The organism is Vibrio sp. MM46 (assembly GCF_027587135.1).
In the GTDB taxonomy this organism is placed as follows: Bacteria; Pseudomonadota; Gammaproteobacteria; order Enterobacterales; family Vibrionaceae; genus Vibrio; species Vibrio harveyi.
Genome location: NZ_JAPPTO010000030.1, coordinates 42,108 through 58,455 on the forward strand (window position 1 = coordinate 42,108; position 16,348 = coordinate 58,455).

General features: G+C 47.1%; 13 protein-coding genes and 1 pseudogene. 7 read left to right on the forward strand and 7 right to left on the reverse strand.

Going from position 1 to position 16,348, the window contains the following annotated elements:
* Positions 1–32: 32 nt before the first annotated feature.
* Together OH459_RS24150 and OH459_RS24155 are read right to left on the reverse strand one after the other, a co-directional pair.
* Positions 33–659 carry a hypothetical protein gene (locus OH459_RS24150; RefSeq protein ID WP_269989097.1) on the reverse strand — a complete coding sequence of 209 codons (627 nt, stop codon included), beginning with the start codon at positions 657–659 and terminating at the stop codon, positions 33–35.
* A 236-nt stretch (positions 660–895) separates the two neighbouring features.
* Positions 896–1,216 (reverse strand): DOPA 4,5-dioxygenase family protein, encoded by a 321-nt coding sequence (locus OH459_RS24155; RefSeq protein WP_005450131.1) that lies wholly within the window; start codon positions 1,214–1,216, stop codon positions 896–898.
* A 592-nt stretch (positions 1,217–1,808) separates the two neighbouring features.
* Between OH459_RS24155 and pdhA the strand changes: the two genes are divergently transcribed.
* From pdhA to OH459_RS24170, 3 genes are read left to right on the forward strand one after another with little or no spacing between them, the layout of a single operon-like run.
* On the forward strand, positions 1,809–2,903 hold the full coding sequence (gene pdhA / locus OH459_RS24160) for a pyruvate dehydrogenase (acetyl-transferring) E1 component subunit alpha (protein ID WP_009704619.1): 1,095 nt from the start codon (positions 1,809–1,811) through the stop codon (positions 2,901–2,903).
* Positions 2,896–3,879, forward strand: coding sequence for an alpha-ketoacid dehydrogenase subunit beta (locus OH459_RS24165; protein WP_009696326.1), 984 nt, complete (start codon positions 2,896–2,898; stop codon positions 3,877–3,879). Before pdhA ends, OH459_RS24165 begins: the two co-directional genes overlap by 8 nt.
* The gene (locus tag OH459_RS24170; RefSeq protein WP_269989100.1) at positions 3,876–5,018 is read left to right on the forward strand and encodes a dihydrolipoamide acetyltransferase family protein; all 1,143 of its coding nucleotides are present in this window, start codon (positions 3,876–3,878) and stop codon (positions 5,016–5,018) included. The genes OH459_RS24165 and OH459_RS24170 overlap by 4 nt, the downstream gene beginning before the upstream one ends.
* Before the next feature lie 128 nt (positions 5,019–5,146).
* On the opposite strand, the gene OH459_RS24175 is transcribed toward OH459_RS24170, so the two are convergent.
* Entirely contained in the window at positions 5,147–6,112 is a 966-nt protein-coding gene (locus OH459_RS24175) for an electron transfer flavoprotein subunit alpha/FixB family protein (protein WP_269989101.1), read from the reverse strand.
* A gap of 11 nt (positions 6,113–6,123) precedes the next feature.
* Positions 6,124–6,872, reverse strand: a pseudogene (locus tag OH459_RS24180) (electron transfer flavoprotein subunit beta/FixA family protein).
* Positions 6,873–7,150: 278 nt separating this feature from the next.
* Between OH459_RS24180 and OH459_RS24185 the strand changes: the two are divergent.
* Entirely contained in the window at positions 7,151–8,812 is a 1,662-nt protein-coding gene (locus OH459_RS24185; protein ID WP_269989103.1) for an electron transfer flavoprotein-ubiquinone oxidoreductase, read from the forward strand.
* A gap of 59 nt (positions 8,813–8,871) precedes the next feature.
* On the opposite strand, the gene OH459_RS24190 is transcribed toward OH459_RS24185, so the two are convergent.
* A complete protein-coding gene (locus tag OH459_RS24190; RefSeq protein ID WP_005388553.1) occupies positions 8,872–9,756 on the reverse strand; it encodes a LysR family transcriptional regulator in 885 nt (294 codons plus the stop codon).
* 117 nt (positions 9,757–9,873) lie between these two features.
* Here OH459_RS24190 and OH459_RS24195 point away from each other — a divergent pair, with 117 nt between their 5' ends.
* The 3 genes from OH459_RS24195 (at position 9,874) to OH459_RS24205 (ending at position 11,909) form a co-directional block, all read left to right on the forward strand.
* Positions 9,874–10,545, forward strand: coding sequence for a type 1 glutamine amidotransferase domain-containing protein (locus OH459_RS24195; RefSeq protein WP_009704625.1), 672 nt, complete (start codon positions 9,874–9,876; stop codon positions 10,543–10,545).
* Positions 10,546–10,799: 254 nt separating this feature from the next.
* Positions 10,800–11,675 carry an alpha/beta hydrolase family protein gene (locus tag OH459_RS24200; RefSeq protein WP_269989106.1) on the forward strand — a complete coding sequence of 292 codons (876 nt, stop codon included), beginning with the start codon at positions 10,800–10,802 and terminating at the stop codon, positions 11,673–11,675.
* Between the two features lie 72 nt (positions 11,676–11,747).
* The gene (locus tag OH459_RS24205) at positions 11,748–11,909 is read left to right on the forward strand and encodes a hypothetical protein (RefSeq protein ID WP_009696331.1); all 162 of its coding nucleotides are present in this window, start codon (positions 11,748–11,750) and stop codon (positions 11,907–11,909) included.
* Between the two features lie 52 nt (positions 11,910–11,961).
* Here the strand turns inward: OH459_RS24205 and OH459_RS24210 are convergent, their stop codons facing one another.
* Positions 11,962–12,933 (reverse strand): FAD:protein FMN transferase, encoded by a 972-nt coding sequence (locus OH459_RS24210; protein ID WP_269989109.1) that lies wholly within the window; start codon positions 12,931–12,933, stop codon positions 11,962–11,964.
* Between the two features lie 95 nt (positions 12,934–13,028).
* Positions 13,029–16,043 (reverse strand): flavocytochrome c, encoded by a 3,015-nt coding sequence (locus OH459_RS24215; RefSeq protein WP_269989111.1) that lies wholly within the window; start codon positions 16,041–16,043, stop codon positions 13,029–13,031.
* Between the last annotated feature and the right edge of the window lie 305 nt (positions 16,044–16,348).

The window sequence follows — 16,348 nt, forward strand, 5'->3', positions numbered from 1 at the left end:
TTACTACCGCAACTCAATGAAATAAGTGTCGCTTACTCTTTCTCGGCAGGTTCTTTCTTCATTGATGGCAATACAACCGCAAGCAACAAAGCCAACAACAGAAATACCGGAGTAAGCGTAAGCCCGTGCCAAATGGAGTATCCATCGTGGAACAACCAGAAAATGCCGACAGTCAGCAGGTAAGCAAAGTAACTGCAGAACACCAAACTGATCGCAACGAAGCGCGTACGATTGATGATTAAGATTCGCACCAAATACTGGCTCATGATCCCCGCGCAGTGTACCGCCATTTGCCAATTAATGATGAAACACGCCAGTGCGACGAACCCAGAAATCACCAAGGCATCGTGCGTGTTGAGAATGAAATAGCTACCGAAGCGACTGATGATGACGGAATAATCGCCCTCGTACACGATCGACCAAGAAATGGCGTTTGCCGCAGCGACAAAATTGGCAAAATAAGCGATGGCATAGAAGGTAGTTTGAGAACTGAATGGCTGAAAGACCTCGGAGCAATAGCCCTGCCATTCTTTTTGATTTGACGTGGGTCCGACCCAGTTACGTTTTTTGTTCGGCACTCGCTCTGCAAACGCAGGACCGTTACGAAACAACAACCAGAAAATATACAGCGCAAGTGATACTAAGAGTATTGTAAGCATACCCTTTCCCCTCCAGAAATGTCCTTTTCCACTGCCAATGGCGTTGGGGTCGTAAACTGCACTTCCCTGTTTTTGTGCTTAATCTTGTTTTAATGCATTGTTAAACATCATAAATGTACTTAAAACGGCAGCGACTACTTTATCACTACCGTTATTAAGGTTTAGCACACGATGGACGGAATTGCTGAATCTGGATAGACCAAACAGGAGGGAAAGAAACGGTCTACCCAAACGAATTATGCTTCGAGCTTTTCTTCAAACACGCCAAGCTCACGACCTAACCAAATCGCACGCTCGGTATGATCACGCAGCTCGTTGTCACTGACTGGATGAATCAGAACCGAAAAACCGCCACGGATGGTATCAAGCCATGCGATAAACTCATCACTTATCGATTCAACATGCAGCTCAAACATCGGCATCTTATGTGGACCAACCAACTTGCACACTAAAGGGAAAACGCGCAAAACATCTTGGCGTTCTTGACGAATGATCTCATTCAAGGCTTGAGCTTTATCCTGCTGCTGAAGCGGGAAGTAAACATGAATGTGGTACATAACTTCTCCATGCGTATCACTGACTTTCATTAGTCGCCACACTACCTGCATTCAACTATCGAGGGAAGCGACAAATTCAAATCTATCGTCAAAGCGTGACGGAGAGATTAACGTGTTACTGGATCTGCACGAATATGGTTGATAAATCACTCAACCTGTCGAATTTTACAGCATAATTTTATTACAAATTTCCTGTCAAACTCAGTGATTCCCTTCAACTTCAAAAACGTACAATTCAAAAAAGCAGTGTTTTATCCTAGAAAAGTACGGTGTAAGCGAAACTTTACTGTGGGTTACAACTCAAATTAAAGCATAATTTAACAATTTGTTTACACTTACTGTATCTGGTTATACCAAGATTCATCACTGGATTAGGCGGTGTAAACAGCAGTAATAAATGACGCCTTGTGTTTACCAGAACACACTTTTGTTAGAGAGACGAGCACCAAAAGCGTCGATAACTATCAAAACAACTGCAATCCTAGGTATGACCTTTTGCGCTGATATCAAAGCCTGAGTACCCATACAGGCTGAGATCGAAATAATGAGCAGCTGCAGTCCAAAAGACCCGCAGCGTCAAAAGGAGCTTGAGATGAACGTTCAGGCATTACCCATGCATCGGTTTATCGACCATGATGGGAACCTCGTCAGCCAACTACCCAACTGGGCTGATCTCGAAACATTAGTCGGGTTTTACCAAGACATGGTATTAACTCGCACCTACGATAACAAAGCCGTTGCCCTGCAACGAACTGGTAAATTAGGTACCTACCCATCACACCTTGGCTCGGAAGCCGTTGGGATAGCGGTAGGCAGAGCGCTAAAAGCCAGTGATGTGTTTGTTCCCTACTATCGCGATATGCCAGCCATGTGGTGTCGTGGTATAGGAATGGAGAAGAACCTGCAATACTGGGGAGGCGATGAACGCGGCAGCGACTTCGCTCCTGAAGGCAGCCCTTTTCCTAGCAAAGATCTCCCCTTCTGTGTCCCAATCGCAACTCAGTGTACCCATGCCGTTGGTGTTGCAGCAGCCCTGAAAATCCAAGGCAATCACGATGCGGCTTTGGTGATGTGCGGTGATGGCGGCACTTCCAAAGGCGACTTCCTTGAATCCATTAACTGTGCGGGCGCTTGGAACATCCCATTAGTCTTTGTGGTGAACAATAACCAATGGGCGATCTCCGTACCGCGCAGTTTGCAATGTGCTGCAGAATTTCTCTCAGAAAAAGCCAAAGGCGCTGGTATCCCTGGTATTACGGTGGATGGCAACGACGTCGTCGCGGTATTTGATGCGACAATGACTGCCCTCGAACGAGCCAGAAAAGGCAAAGGCGCAACGTTAATTGAAGCAATAAGTTACCGCCTGAGCGATCACACCACCGCCGACGACGCGACCCGTTATCGTAACGAGGATGAGGTTCAAACGGCTTGGCAATATGAACCCGTTCGTCGACTTAAAGCCTTTCTCACCAATCAAGGTGTTTGGAGTAACGAGAAAGAACAAGAGTGGCAAGCCCACTGTAAAGAACAAGTAGAACTCGCCGTTGAACGTTATCTCAACATGCCGAATCAGGCGCCTGAAACGGGCTTCGATTTCCTTTATGAATCCCTACCCCAAGAGCTTCATGCGCAAAGGGATGAGCTAATCAACAAAGCAATGCGAATGCAGGGAGGGAAACATGGCTGAACTCACGCTAGTTGAAGCAGTGAACCTCGCACTGCACCATGAAATGGAACACGATCCGAATGTCATCGTCCTTGGCGAAGACGTGGGTGACAATGGCGGTGTATTCCGCGCCACTGTTGGACTCAAACAAAAATACGGTCTTAAGCGTGTTATCGACACACCTTTAGCTGAAGCGCTTATTGGCGGTGTCACTGTCGGCATGGCTACGCAAGGTTTACGACCTGTAGCAGAGTTTCAATTCCAAGGCTTTGTCTTCCCTGCATTGGAGCATTTAATGTGTCACGCGGCGCGAATGCGCAACCGTACTCGTGGTCGACTCACCTGCCCTGCAGTGTTCCGCGCGCCCTTTGGTGGTGGTATTCACGCACCAGAGCATCACTCCGAAAGCGTCGAAGCGTTATTTGCTCACACTGCAGGTTTTAAGGTTGTGATTCCTTCATCACCGCAACGCGCTTATGGTTTGCTCCTGGCAGCCATTCGTAGCAACGATCCGGTAATGTTCTTTGAACCAAAACGTATCTATCGCACAGTGAAATCTGAAGTGGTAGATAACGGCGAAGCGCTACCTCTCGACACTTGCTTTACCCTTCGCAAAGGTCGCGACATTACGTTAGTGACTTGGGGAGCATGTGTTGTCGAATCACTGCAAGCGGCTCAAACGCTGTCCAATCAAGGCATCGAAGTTGAGGTGATTGATTTAGCCAGCATCAAACCCATTGATACCGCGACCATCTTCCGTTCCCTTGAGAAAACCGGACGCCTCTTGGTGGTACATGAAGCCAGCAAAACCTGTGGTGTCGGCTCAGAATTGCTAGCCAGAACCGCAGAACATGCGATGTGCCTACTCAAAGCGCCACCAAAACGTGTGACAGGTATGGATACCATCATGCCGTACTACCGCAACGAAGATTATTACATGATTCAGGAAGAAGACATTGTGCTCGCAGCGCGCGAACTCGTGGAGGATTGGAAATGAAGACGTTTAACTTACCCGATCTCGGCGAAGGTCTCGCTGAGTCAGAAATTGTGAAATGGCACATTAGTGTCGGCGATATGGTCAAGCTCGATCAAGTGGTGCTTACTGTCGAAACCGCAAAAGCGACCGTGGACGTCCCTGCGCCTTATGGTGGTCGTATCGTGAGTCGTCATGGCAAAGAAGGCGACGTAATCAACATTGGTGCTCTACTTCTTGAAATCGATGAAACGGGAGCAGAACAAACCGTCTCTGAACAGAAACAAACTGCCGATGCAGCAACCGTGGTCGGTAATGTATCCCAACATGCGCACAGCGTGAATGTGGATGATTTCTGGATTGGTGGCGAACACAATCCATCACCAGATAATCTCATCACAGCCCTACCTTCTGCTCGCCTATTAGCGAAGAAACTGGGGGTGGATTTAGATTTGGTTAAAGGCAGCGGTCCGGATGGTTTGATCGTCGATGCCGATATCTACGATGAAGCAGGCAAACAACGCCCAGGTACAGAAGTACTTAAAGGCGCACGCCGAACCATGGTGTCGACGATGGCGGAATCTCACCATAATGTCGCAGCGGTCACCATTACTGAAGAAGCGGTGTTGGAAGGCTGGAAGCAAGGTGAAGACATTAGTATTCGTCTGGTCCAAGCGATCGTGCATGCGTGTCAGGAAGAGCCAGCTATGAATGCATGGTTCGATGCCGAAACCATGACACGTTGTGTCCACAGCACGGTGAACATTGGTATCGCCGTAGACAGCCGACACGGCTTGTACGTGCCTGTTCTGCGACATGCCGACGAATATGAGCCTCAAGAAGTACGTCGTTGGTTAGACCAAACGGTGCAAGGCATACGTGAACGTAAGATCGGTCGTGAGCAGTTGCAGCACGCCACCATTACGCTTTCAAACTTTGGCGCAATTGCAGGCATTTACGCAACACCAGTGGTCACGCCGCCACAAGTCGCGATTGTCGGTGCAGGTCGAATCATTGAGAAGGTTGTAATTCGAGACGGGCAAGCTATAGCAGTGAAAGCCATGCCGTTGTCGATTACGTTTGACCACCGTGCATGTACCGGCGGTGAAGCAGCAAGGTTCACAAAAGTGCTGGCAGAGCACCTAAGAAAACCAAGTGTTTAGAAAGTGTTTGCTATGAACAATAAAGGGCTTCCGATTGGAAGCCCTTTTGTTTTGAGGATGAATTTAAAGAGATATTCCCTACTCGCTCATTCTTCACTCTAGGGAATGACGCCCGAAAAATAGCGAACTTAAACCTTATCCAACAACTCCGGCATAATCTCAAACAAATCACCAACCAAACCATAGTCTGAGACTTGGAAGATTGGCGCTTCAGGATCACTGTTGATCGCCACAATCACCTTGGAATCTTTCATCCCTGCCAAATGCTGAATAGCTCCGGAAATACCTACGGCAATGTACAGTTGAGGCGCGACAATCTTGCCTGTCTGCCCTACTTGCAAATCGTTAGAGACAAAGCCTGCGTCTACCGCAGCGCGTGATGCGCCAATTGCGCCACCAAGCTTGTCGGCAAGCTGTTCCACCAGCGCGAAATTCTCTTTACTGCCTAACCCTCGACCACCCGAGACAACAACGTTTGCCGCAGGTAGTTCTGGTCTTTCACTTTCCGCTTTTTGCTGTGAAACAAACTCACTGTGCTCTGCCTTAATGAGCGTTTCTAACGTCACGACATTCTCGACTAATGGTGAGTCAGACACAGCAATTGCATCGAACGCAGAGCTTCGAACTGTCATCACTTTGGTGGTATCGTCCGAACGAACTCTGGCTAACGCATTACCGGCATAGATGGGGCGAACAACCCTATCGAGCGATTCAATTGCAATCACATCTGACAGTTGCCCGACATCCAATAAGGCAGCGACTCGGGGCATCAAGTTCTTACCGAAGGTACTCGCGGGAGCTAGGATATGCGAATAATCCCGACCAACTTCGGCAATCAAAGTAGACAGGTTTTCTGCCAATGCATGTTGATATTCGGCAGCATCAATCGCAATGATCTGTGAGATACCTTGCACACACTTCAACTCATTCAATACCGAGCTGCACTGATGTCCGACTAACAAGGCGGTGACAGGCAAAGAGGCACCGTCTTGTTGAATCTGAGAAGCCGCGCTCAACGCACGTAATGTATCGACTGAAAGTGATTGGTTATCGTGCTCCACCACGACCAAGGTTGCTAACGGTTTGTTTTCCATGGTTATGCCTCCTAAATCACTTTCGCTTCATTTTTGAGCTTGTCGACTAACTCGCTCACACTGCCAACCATTTCGCCCGCTTTTCGGGCAGGCGGCGTCATGACTTCCAGCACTTGCTGAGAGCGCTCAACACTCACACCAAAGAAGTCTGGCGTCATTACCGATAGCGGCTTCTTCTTCGCTTTCATGATATTCGGTAGAGAGGCGTAACGCGGTTCATTTAATCGCAAATCCGTACTGATGATCGCAGGCAGATCCAGTTTGAGCGTTTCTAAACCACCGTCGATTTCCGAGTAACAAGAACCGTTTCTCCTTCGACTTTCACTTCCGATGCAAATGTCCCCTGCGGACGATTCGTCAGTGCTGCCATCATTTGCGCGACTTGGTTGTTATCCGTATCGATTGACTGTTTACCCAGAAGCACCAATTGAGCCTGCTCTTGCTCCATCACAGCTTTGAGTAACTTCGCGACCGCAAGCGGTTCTGGTGACTGTTCAACATCAATATGAATCGCACGATCCGCACCTAATGCGAGCGCTGAGCGCAATTGTTCCTGACAACTGGCGTCACCAATCGACACCACTAACACCTCTTCTGCTACCCCAGCTTCTTTAAGGCGAACAGCCTCTTCCACCGCAATTTCACAGAATGGGTTCATCGTCATTTTCACGTTGTTGGTTTCCACACCGGAACCATCAGATTTCACTCTTACTTTAACGTAAGGGTCAATTACACGTTTAATCGCAACCAGTACTTTCACATTCCCTCCTAGCAGATCGCAAAGCGATACGCGTCCTAGCAATTGGGTCATGCGTGACAAAGATTGGTGTTAAAGCTCTTGCTTTTCATCACCTTGCTAACAAAAAATGCATTGTGACATTGTCACTCAAAATCTTTATCACGCCCTATGACGTTACCATTTGAGCTTAGTTTAGTTTACGTTTACGTCAACTGGACTATAGTTCTTTATACGAGCACTGCGTAATAGAAGAAGCACCTGAAACACAAAGAAAGGTTTCGCATAAAGGAAGCAAGAAGATGGAAAGAGAATGCATGGAATTTGATGTGGTGATTGTTGGCGCCGGACCTGCAGGTTTGAGTGCAGCATGCCGCTTAGCGCAACTCAACCAAGAACGTGAGGGTGAGCCGCTGTCTATTTGTGTGGTAGAAAAAGGCTCAGAAGTTGGCGCACATATCTTATCTGGTGCGGTATTCGAAACACGTGCATTAGACGAACTCTTTCCTGATTGGCAAAGCATGGGCGCGCCTCTTTCCGCCGCGGTAAAAAACGATGCCTTCTTGTACCTAACCACAGAACTTAATCACGTTCGTGTTCCCCACTTTCTTACTCCCAACCCAATGCACAATGACGAAAACAACTACGTCATCAGCTTAGCGAACTTGTGTCGTTGGTTAGCAGAACAAGCAGAATCACTTGGTGTTGAGGTCTATCCCGGTTTCGCCGCATCCACAATTAACTACGATGCATTTGGTGCAGTTACAGGGGTAAACACCAGCGATATGGGCTTGGACAAGAACGGAGAAGCCAAACCCAACTTTGAAGCCGGTATTGAGCTAAAAGCCAAATACACCGTATTCGCCGAGGGGTGCCGAGGTCATTTAGGTAAAGAGCTCATTCAACGATTTGGTTTAGACGATGATAAACAACCGCAACATTATGCGCTTGGGCTTAAAGAGATTTGGGAGTTACCTGCCGATGCCAAAGACCAATCAGGCAGCGTGATTCATTCTGCAGGGTATCCTCTGAGTGAATCCAACACCACGGGGGGCGGTTTTCTCTATCACATGGAGAACAACCAAATCGCCGTTGGGCTTATTGTCGACTTGAATTACAGCAATCCTTACTTAAGTCCGTTTGACGAATTTCAACGCTTTAAGCATCACCCTGCAATCGAACAACATTTGAAAGGCGCTCAACGTATCGCTTATGGCGCAAGAGCCATTGCAAAAGGTGGGTTGTCTTCTCTGCCGAAACAGCAATTTCCCGGCGGTCTGTTGATCGGCTGTGATGCAGGTACCTTGAACGTCGCCAAGATCAAAGGTAGCCATACTGCGATGAAATCCGGTTTGTTAGCCGCAGAAGCCATTGCTGAAGCATTCACACAATCCAATTCGGAACCGGATTACCAAACCAAGTTTGAAGATTCATGGTTGTATGAAGAGCTTAGTGACACACGCAACTTTGGTGCGAACATTCACAAATTCGGCAGCGTACTCGGCGGCGCACTTTCCACCTTCGAACACAATCTGTGGCAGCCTCTGGTTAAGAAACCAATACCATGGACAATCACTGATCCTTCGCACGATCATGAACAGCTGAAACCAATTGATGAGTGCCAACCTATTCAATACTCGAAACCAGATGGTGTGATCAGCTTCGATAAACCCTCATCAGTATTTTTGTCTGGTACACAACACGAAGAAAATCAGCCTTGCCACTTACAACTCACCTATCCTCATATTCCGATTCAAGTCCATTTGAAGAAGTTTGATGAGCCAAGCCAGCGCTACTGCCCTGCTGGCGTGTATGAAGTGGTAGAAGTCGAAGGTGAGCGAACATTTCAAATCAATGCCGCAAACTGTGTGCATTGCAAAACCTGTGACATCAAAGATCCTTCGCAAAACATCACATGGAAAGCACCAGAAGGTGGCGGCGGACCGAGCTATCAAAACATGTAGAAACGTTAGTATGTTTACGATCTAACAAATGGATAAACAAACCGATTGGCAGAGCCCTATTACTCCTGCCAATCGGCAAAATGATCAAGTAAAAAATCGATAGCTAATCGAGCTCGTAGTGGCAGAAAGTGACGATTCTGATAAACAATCCAGCTGCTGTTACCACTTCCCCAATAGGGCTCTAGTATTGGCACCAAACGACCAGACGAAATAGCATCGTTGAAACTGCTCTTGGGTAAGTACGCCACGCCTAACCCTTCTGCACAGGCTTGCAAGACCGTGTGTGCGTTATTGCTCTTCCATCTGCCCTGCACTTTTACGCCATCTAAAGGCTTGCCGTCTTTTTCAAACAACCAAACGTCCTTATTGGCAATAATGCAGCTATGACGCTTGAGTTGCTCGGGGTGCGTTGGTAAACCATGTTCATCGAGATAACGCTGACTGGCTGCCGCTGCCATGGGACGATCCACCAACTTTCTCGCAACCAAGCCTGAATCACTCAACCTGCCGTAACGAATGGCAAAATCGAAACCATCTTCAATAAAGTTGACCATGCTGGTGTTGAAGTTGATCTCCACCGTGAGATTAGGATGTTGCTTGGCAAACGCCATTAAGGCAGGCGCTACATGGTTCTCAGAAAACGCACCAGCGGCACTCACGCGTAACGTACCACTCAATTGAGTTTGCTGCGTGGTGAGTTGTTCATTGGCTTGCTGAAGTCCAATCACCAACTCTTTACACTGTTGATAATACGCTTGCCCCGCTTCCGTTAGACTCACCATTCTTGTCGAACGTGCTAACAAGGCGACACCTAATCGCTCTTCTAATCTTGTGACTTGGCGACTGACATGACTGGTACTGCAACCCAATTGTTTTGCCGCTGCAGAAAACCCTAAGCTCTCAGCAACCGTAACAAACTCATTGATGCCTTCAAAACTGTCCATACTTACCTTTGCTATATAGCAATAATGTTTTGCCAATTAATCGTATTATCACTTATTTGTTTAGCAATTAGTATGAAGGTGTTCAACAAATATACGTAAGCCAAAAAGGAAACCATCATGAAGAAAGTACTCATCATTGTGACCAACCATGCGACCCTTGGTGAAACTGACCAAGCAAACGGAACTTACGCGCCAGAGCTCACTCATGCCCTTAGCGAACTACTGGGTGCAGGCTTCGATTACGACATTGCCTCTATCAAAGGCGGGCAAGCACCACTGTACGGAACCGACATCGAAGGTGACGCAGTAAACGAGAAAATTTTGGCGGATGATGATTTCCAGAACCGCATCAACAACACGATTCCAGTGTCGCAAATCAACGGTGACAACTACGATGCGATCTTCTATCCGGGTGGTTTTGGTCTTCTTTCAGACCTAGCGAGCAACGAAGATTTTGCCAAGATTTCTGCAAAACACTATGAAGATGGCGGTATTGTGGCAGCAGTTTGTCATGGTCCTGGCGCTCTTCTCCCTATCACGCTTAGCAATGGCGAAAAACTGCTTGCGTCTAAATCAGTGACAGGTTTCACTCGCGAAGAAGAAATCGACTTCGGCACTATCAACGATATCCCATTCCTATTGGAAGAGTCTCTAGCACGTGGCGCAGCGCGCTACTCTAAAGTGCAACCATGGCAAGAGCTTGTGATTGTGGATGACCGAGTCATCACAGGTCAAAACCCAACGAGCGCACATGGCGTAGGTAAAGCAATCGTGGATCTATTGAGCTAGTCCCTAGACACTCTGCCCACGAAGAACAAAGGAAAGCCGCATTCATGTCGCTTTCCTTTTTGTTTGTCGTCTATTTCACTATTCAGCCAAGACCGTTCAGTTCCCTCACCCCTTCCCAATACAATAACGAGTGATGCCTCGCAAAACTTGAGTTACTTCAAACTCATCCGCTTGTATTTCTTTGATTCATTGAAACTCACCAAAAATTGAATCAAGGTGAATTAACAATTCAATAACAACAAGTCAGGACGACAATGAATAATGAATTAGTACTGAAAACGCCTGATGCGCTCTCCATCCATGCCAAAGTTTTCCACCCAGAAAGCGAGGTAAAAGCTGGCATCATCATCAACGCAGCTACCGCAGTTAAGCAAAGCTATTATCAACGTTTTGCTCAATTCCTCGCGCAAAATGGTTATTTGGTGGTGACCTATGACTATCGCGGTATTGGTCAATCCGCCATTCAAGATACGCGCGATCCTCGCTTAACAATGCAAGCATGGGGAGAAAAGGACTTGGCAACCGTCATTGATTGGGCGACAACCCATCACCCTGCACTCGATTGGCACTGTATTGGGCACAGCGTTGGCGGTCAGATCTTAGGTTTATCGGCAAACAACACGGTATTTAAAAGCGTTTACTGTGTTTCCTCTCAGAGCGGATATTGGGCAAATTGGGAGGGTATATCTAAACCTAGAATGTTTGCCATGTGGTATTTCGCCGTTCCAGTGTTATCAACGCTGTTTGGCAAAGTTCCGGGAGTCTTTCTTGGTGGCGAAGCTCTACCAGAATGCATTGCCAAACAATGGGCATACTGGGGACGCGATCCGCACTACATCATTGATGAAAACGGCACGCCAATCCGCGAAAACTTCGAGAAAATGACTTGTGATATTAAGTTCAAACTGATTGATGATGATATGGACTTTGCACCGCCGAAATCCGTCCATCAGCTTGCCAGCTTTTACAGCAACGCGAACGTCGAAATAGAGACAGTGAAAACAAAACAACTGGGCACCAAAGTTGGACACTTTGGCTTCTTCCGTAAGAAACATGAAGACGATCTCTGGTTAGATGCTCTAGCTTGGCTGAACAACCAATATCTGAGTGAGGTAGAGTCGGTGGCGTAATGCGATATTATCGCCATTCCTCATCAATTCCGGATATAATGCCGCCCTTGTTCCAGCTGATGAATCATCACAATGCGAAAATACTACGTAACTGAAGGCGACACGACGTCTAAGAAAGAGAAAATTGCCTACCCAAAACTGGCGCTATGTGACCAATGTGTAGGTAGTTATGTTGTGATCAGTGAAGGCGAACGCACGTACGAAGAGTGCGCTAAATGTGGTGCGGACGATTAACGCTAACGCGATAAATTAATGATACGAGGCAGGTTTAAATCTCTGCCTCATCTTACTCTTCCAGAACTGACTCTTCGCGCAATAAAATACAGCCTTTGTAGTCCTTCAACCCTTGTGTGACGTGCACTTCACCTTGCTTTGAAACAACCACTGCCTCGATACCCTGTTGCTGATTTAGGTACGACATCGCTTCTTCTACACTTGGTAAAAAGCCTGCGGTACTCCAAATTTCACCATCGACAGACAGGCGAGAGATAATAGTCAAACTGGCGATATCGGTTGAGATTGGCATTCCCGTTTTGGCATCCAACAAGTGATGATAACGCTGCCCGTTGGATTCAAAAAATCGCTCATTGATACCCGATGTCACCATCGACATGCCTTGTAAAGGTACGACGCGAACGACGTCACCACGCTCTGATAATGGGTTCTGAATGCCCACATTCCATGCTTTGTTGCTGTTAACTGGCGAATGACCGATGGTCAGTACGTTCCCACCCAAACTGATAAAACCACTTTGTACGCCTGCTTCAACCAGTTTGTTCTTTACCTGATCGGCGAAGTAACCTTTAGCAATCGCGCCCAAGTCTATCTCCATGCCCTTTTCACTTAAGAACACCGAATGGTCGTCTTCGTTCAAAATGATCTTGGTAGGATCGACCAAGGATAACTTGTCGATAATCACGTCATGAGACGGCACTTTGGCATCCTTAAAACCAATTCGCCAAGCTTTTACAAGCGGACCAACTGCAATGTTAAAAGGATTTCTTTTGTCTTCACTGTGCTGTTTAGCAAGCTTAATCAGGTCAAATAGATCATCCGCTACCACCACAGGCGCAATGCCCGCATTTTGGTTGACGCGCATTAACTCAGAGTCGGATTGATTGACCGTAAATCGCTCTGTGTAATCGGCGAGTTGGTCGTAAGCTTCTCTTATCAATTGCTCACCGTTCGAGTGATACACCACCACATCGATAAAGGTGCCCATCATCTGAAATCTGGCGCTGTATTTATTGGTGCTCATCGATTTCTCCAAACACTAAATACGGAAAAAGAGGGAAGCATCACTCCCCTCTTATTGATTACTTATCTTGCTCTGTTTCGCTCTTGAATAAGTGCTTAAATAAGATCAGAAGCACTTTCACCAGCGATACGACCATAAGTGAAGATATCGATCAGCGCGTTACCACCGAGGCGGTTACCCGCGTGGATGCCTCCCGTTACTTCGCCCGCTGCGTACAGACCTTGAATAACTTCGCCGTCTTTACCAATCACTCGCGCCTTAGTATCAATCTTCAAGCCGCCCATTGTATGGTGAACTGAAGGCTGACGTGGCGTCGCGTAGAACGGTGCTTTTTCCACTTTCAAACCGAACGCACTCTTATGAAATTCAGGATCCTGTCCTGCATCCACACAAGCGTTGTATTGTGCGATGGTGTTAGTGAGCTCTTGCGTCGGAACGCCAATTTTCTCTGCCAACTCTTCTAGCGTGTCAGCTTGAATAATGATGCCTTCTTTGATTTCGCGTTCGATGGTTTCATCTGATGTATTCGCTGCGGTTTGACGAATGTTCTCGTCCGCAATCATGTAAATCAGACCACCGTTGTCGAAGAACGCCTCAGAAAGCACGTCACGGCTGCCACACTCATCAACAAAGCGTTTACCTTGCTTGTTCACGAACACAAAGTTCTCTGGTGGCACAATCAGACCGGTTAACAGCGCACCTGATTTAGGGTCACCAACTGGCATTAATTGCACAAAGCCCATGCCGACTAATTCTGCGCCTGCTTTCTCACCAATTTCGATGCCGTCACCAACCAATGCTGGTGAGTTTGTGGTCTTGATGTCGTCCGCGATTTCTTTCCAGTATGTGTTGTACTTTTTGATCATCTGAGTGTTTGCGCCGAAACCACCAGAAGCCAACACCACACCATGATTCACGTGAAGGATAAGCTCTGTACCGTCCGCCTGAACCGCTTTGATGCCCACCACTTTACCGTTATCAACCATCAAATCCGTTGCACGTGTATCTGTGATGATGCGTCCGTTTTGTTCTTGAATGCGTTTTGATAGTTTGTCGACAAACTCTACGCCTTTTGGACGTTTAGGTTTGTGTGCACGACGCCACAATGCACCAACTGGGATCTCAACAACGCTACGGTCAAAATCAATGCCCTTTTCACTCAACCAATCAATGGATTCCATAGAACGAGTTGTTAGGGTTTCAACCAAATCGTATTGACCATAAATCGATTCACCGTTCAGGTCGGTACGTTTACCGCCAAGGTAGGTTTGAATGCGGTGTAATTCGACAGAATCAAACAAGTACTGCTTGCCGTTTTCAAGGTCTGTAAAGTAACCGTCTAGTTGTGCTTTAAGTACTTTGAAGTCTTCTAAGTACTCACCCGCAAACTCGGATTCCGCTGTTTTCGCTAGCAGCATCAAGGTTTCTTTTTCGCCAGGAAGTGCTGGGAAATCACCTTGCCATTTTGGTTCTGCCGCGTTCACCCAACCGCCAGTACGCACCGTGTTACCACCGATTGCAGGGAACTTCTCAAGCAAAATAACCGACTTGCCTTTATCTAGCGCCGTTAACGTTGCACTCAAGCCGGCACCGCCGCCACCAACAACCACGATATCCACGGTTTCTTCGATGGTTTTCGATGACCATGCCACCGCTTCTTTGGCTTTGCAGCGCAGTGCTTCTGAGTTACCGCCCGCCAGATCAACCGCGTTCGATACGCCGTCTAGTACTGCTTGGCTGCTGACTGTCGCACCTGAAATCACGTCGATATTCAGTGTTTGACCATCAAGAATTTGTTGAGGAATACGTTCAAATGCTGGGTTTGCGATGCCGTCCGATTCTTTTGAAGAGTCCACCACAATGTCGAGGATCTTATCTTCAGAGAAAGTAACGGTAACAGGTAAATCACCATTGTGACCACGACCATACGCCGTGTATTCACCTGAATTAAATTTGATTGGAACGTTCTGCAGTTCTTTGATGCGTTGGTGCTTCAATGCTTCTGCTGCACTGTCCACAATCATGTAATCCATGATTTCCCAAAGTGGCGTTGGAATTTGCAGTGCTTCTTGTTGCGCGATGTCCGCGAACTCGGCACAGGTCTCATCGTTAAGCGCTTTGTTTGCCCAAGTAGGTTCAACCAAATAACCTTTACCGACACTAACCATGTCGTAACCTTGCTCAAGTGCGTTTTCTGCATCTTTGCGTTGAGCAATGCCACCAACACCAATCACTGGCACTTTCGCCACACTTTCAGATTGAAGCTTACGGTATTTGTCGATTAGCGGCTCTTGGTCCTCAGGCGTAACGATTGAGTTACGTAACCAACTACCCATTGAGAAATGGAAGTAATCCAAGCCGTGAGTCGCAAGCTTGTCTAGTAGGAACATGGTGTCATCAAAGCGGATGCCCGGTTGTTCAATCTCTTCAGGAGAGAAGCGGTAGCCGATGATGAAATCAGATTTGTTATGTTGCTCAGCCACTTGCTTAGTTTTTGCAAGTACAGCCAGTGGGAAAGAAGTACGTCTTTCAATGTTGCCACCCCATTTGTCGTTACGACGGTTTGAGTGTGGCGAGAAGAATTGCTGAATCAGGTATGTGTTTGCGCCGTGAATTTCTACGCCATCGAAACCAGCAAGGATTGCACGGTTTACTGCATCACCAAAGCGCTCGATCATCTCTTCGATTTGCTCTTTGGTCATCTCAAGTGGTGTTTCAGCGTTGTCACGTAGCGCAGCGACAGGACTTGCAGAAATCGGTTGGTGTCCGCCATTGAACTCAGGGTTTGCCATACGACCCGCATGGTAGATCTGCAGAATGGCTTTAGAGCCTTTAGCTTTAATCGCATCGGCAAGTTTAGTTAAACCAGCAATTTTGCTGTCGGTATCAATACCAAGCGCACCTGGGAAAGCACGACCATAATTTTCTACAAACGCACTCTCGACAATGATTGCCCCTGCATCACCGGAACGTGCAGCGTAGTAGTTGATCATCTCTTGCGTTACGCCGCCATCAAAGAATGCAGACTGAATCGTCATCGGTGCCATTACGATACGATTATGCAGTTTGACCCCTGATTGAAATACAATTTCATCGACTAACTGAGCCATAAATAGTTTCCTTTAACAGATTAATTCTCATATCAAAGGCACCTCCAGTTCGGTCAGCGCACCACAAGTGTTTTTGATATGAAAACCAATGTCCTTATTCGATAACCACAAAAATATTATTGATTTGTCCGTATGAGTAAAATGAATACTTTGCATTTCAGCCATGATTTTTACGCATTGATTACAGGCTAAGTGGTTTGATTTGAATGGTAAAAACGGCAGGAGATGAAGTGCGACGCCTTAATGCTTAGTTAGGCGTTAAGCCTTTTCTGAACTGGAATATAACGAGTAATTTAAGTGCTAAC

Coding starts and splice junctions, on each gene's coding strand:
- OH459_RS24210 (WP_269989109.1), bottom strand. CDS start 12,933: ATGAGCACCAATAAATACAGCGCCAGATTTCAGATGATGGGCACCTTT.
- OH459_RS24205 (WP_009696331.1), top strand. CDS start 11,748: ATGCGAAAATACTACGTAACTGAAGGCGACACGACGTCTAAGAAAGAG.
- OH459_RS24200 (WP_269989106.1), top strand. CDS start 10,800: ATGAATAATGAATTAGTACTGAAAACGCCTGATGCGCTCTCCATCCAT.
- pdhA (WP_009704619.1), top strand. CDS start 1,809: ATGAACGTTCAGGCATTACCCATGCATCGGTTTATCGACCATGATGGG.
- OH459_RS24185 (WP_269989103.1), top strand. CDS start 7,151: ATGGAAAGAGAATGCATGGAATTTGATGTGGTGATTGTTGGCGCCGGA.
- OH459_RS24165 (WP_009696326.1), top strand. CDS start 2,896: ATGGCTGAACTCACGCTAGTTGAAGCAGTGAACCTCGCACTGCACCAT.
- OH459_RS24155 (WP_005450131.1), bottom strand. CDS start 1,216: ATGTACCACATTCATGTTTACTTCCCGCTTCAGCAGCAGGATAAAGCT.
- OH459_RS24175 (WP_269989101.1), bottom strand. CDS start 6,112: ATGGAAAACAAACCGTTAGCAACCTTGGTCGTGGTGGAGCACGATAAC.
- OH459_RS24190 (WP_005388553.1), bottom strand. CDS start 9,756: ATGGACAGTTTTGAAGGCATCAATGAGTTTGTTACGGTTGCTGAGAGC.
- OH459_RS24215 (WP_269989111.1), bottom strand. CDS start 16,043: ATGGCTCAGTTAGTCGATGAAATTGTATTTCAATCAGGGGTCAAACTG.
- OH459_RS24150 (WP_269989097.1), bottom strand. CDS start 659: ATGCTTACAATACTCTTAGTATCACTTGCGCTGTATATTTTCTGGTTG.
- OH459_RS24170 (WP_269989100.1), top strand. CDS start 3,876: ATGAAGACGTTTAACTTACCCGATCTCGGCGAAGGTCTCGCTGAGTCA.
- OH459_RS24195 (WP_009704625.1), top strand. CDS start 9,874: ATGAAGAAAGTACTCATCATTGTGACCAACCATGCGACCCTTGGTGAA.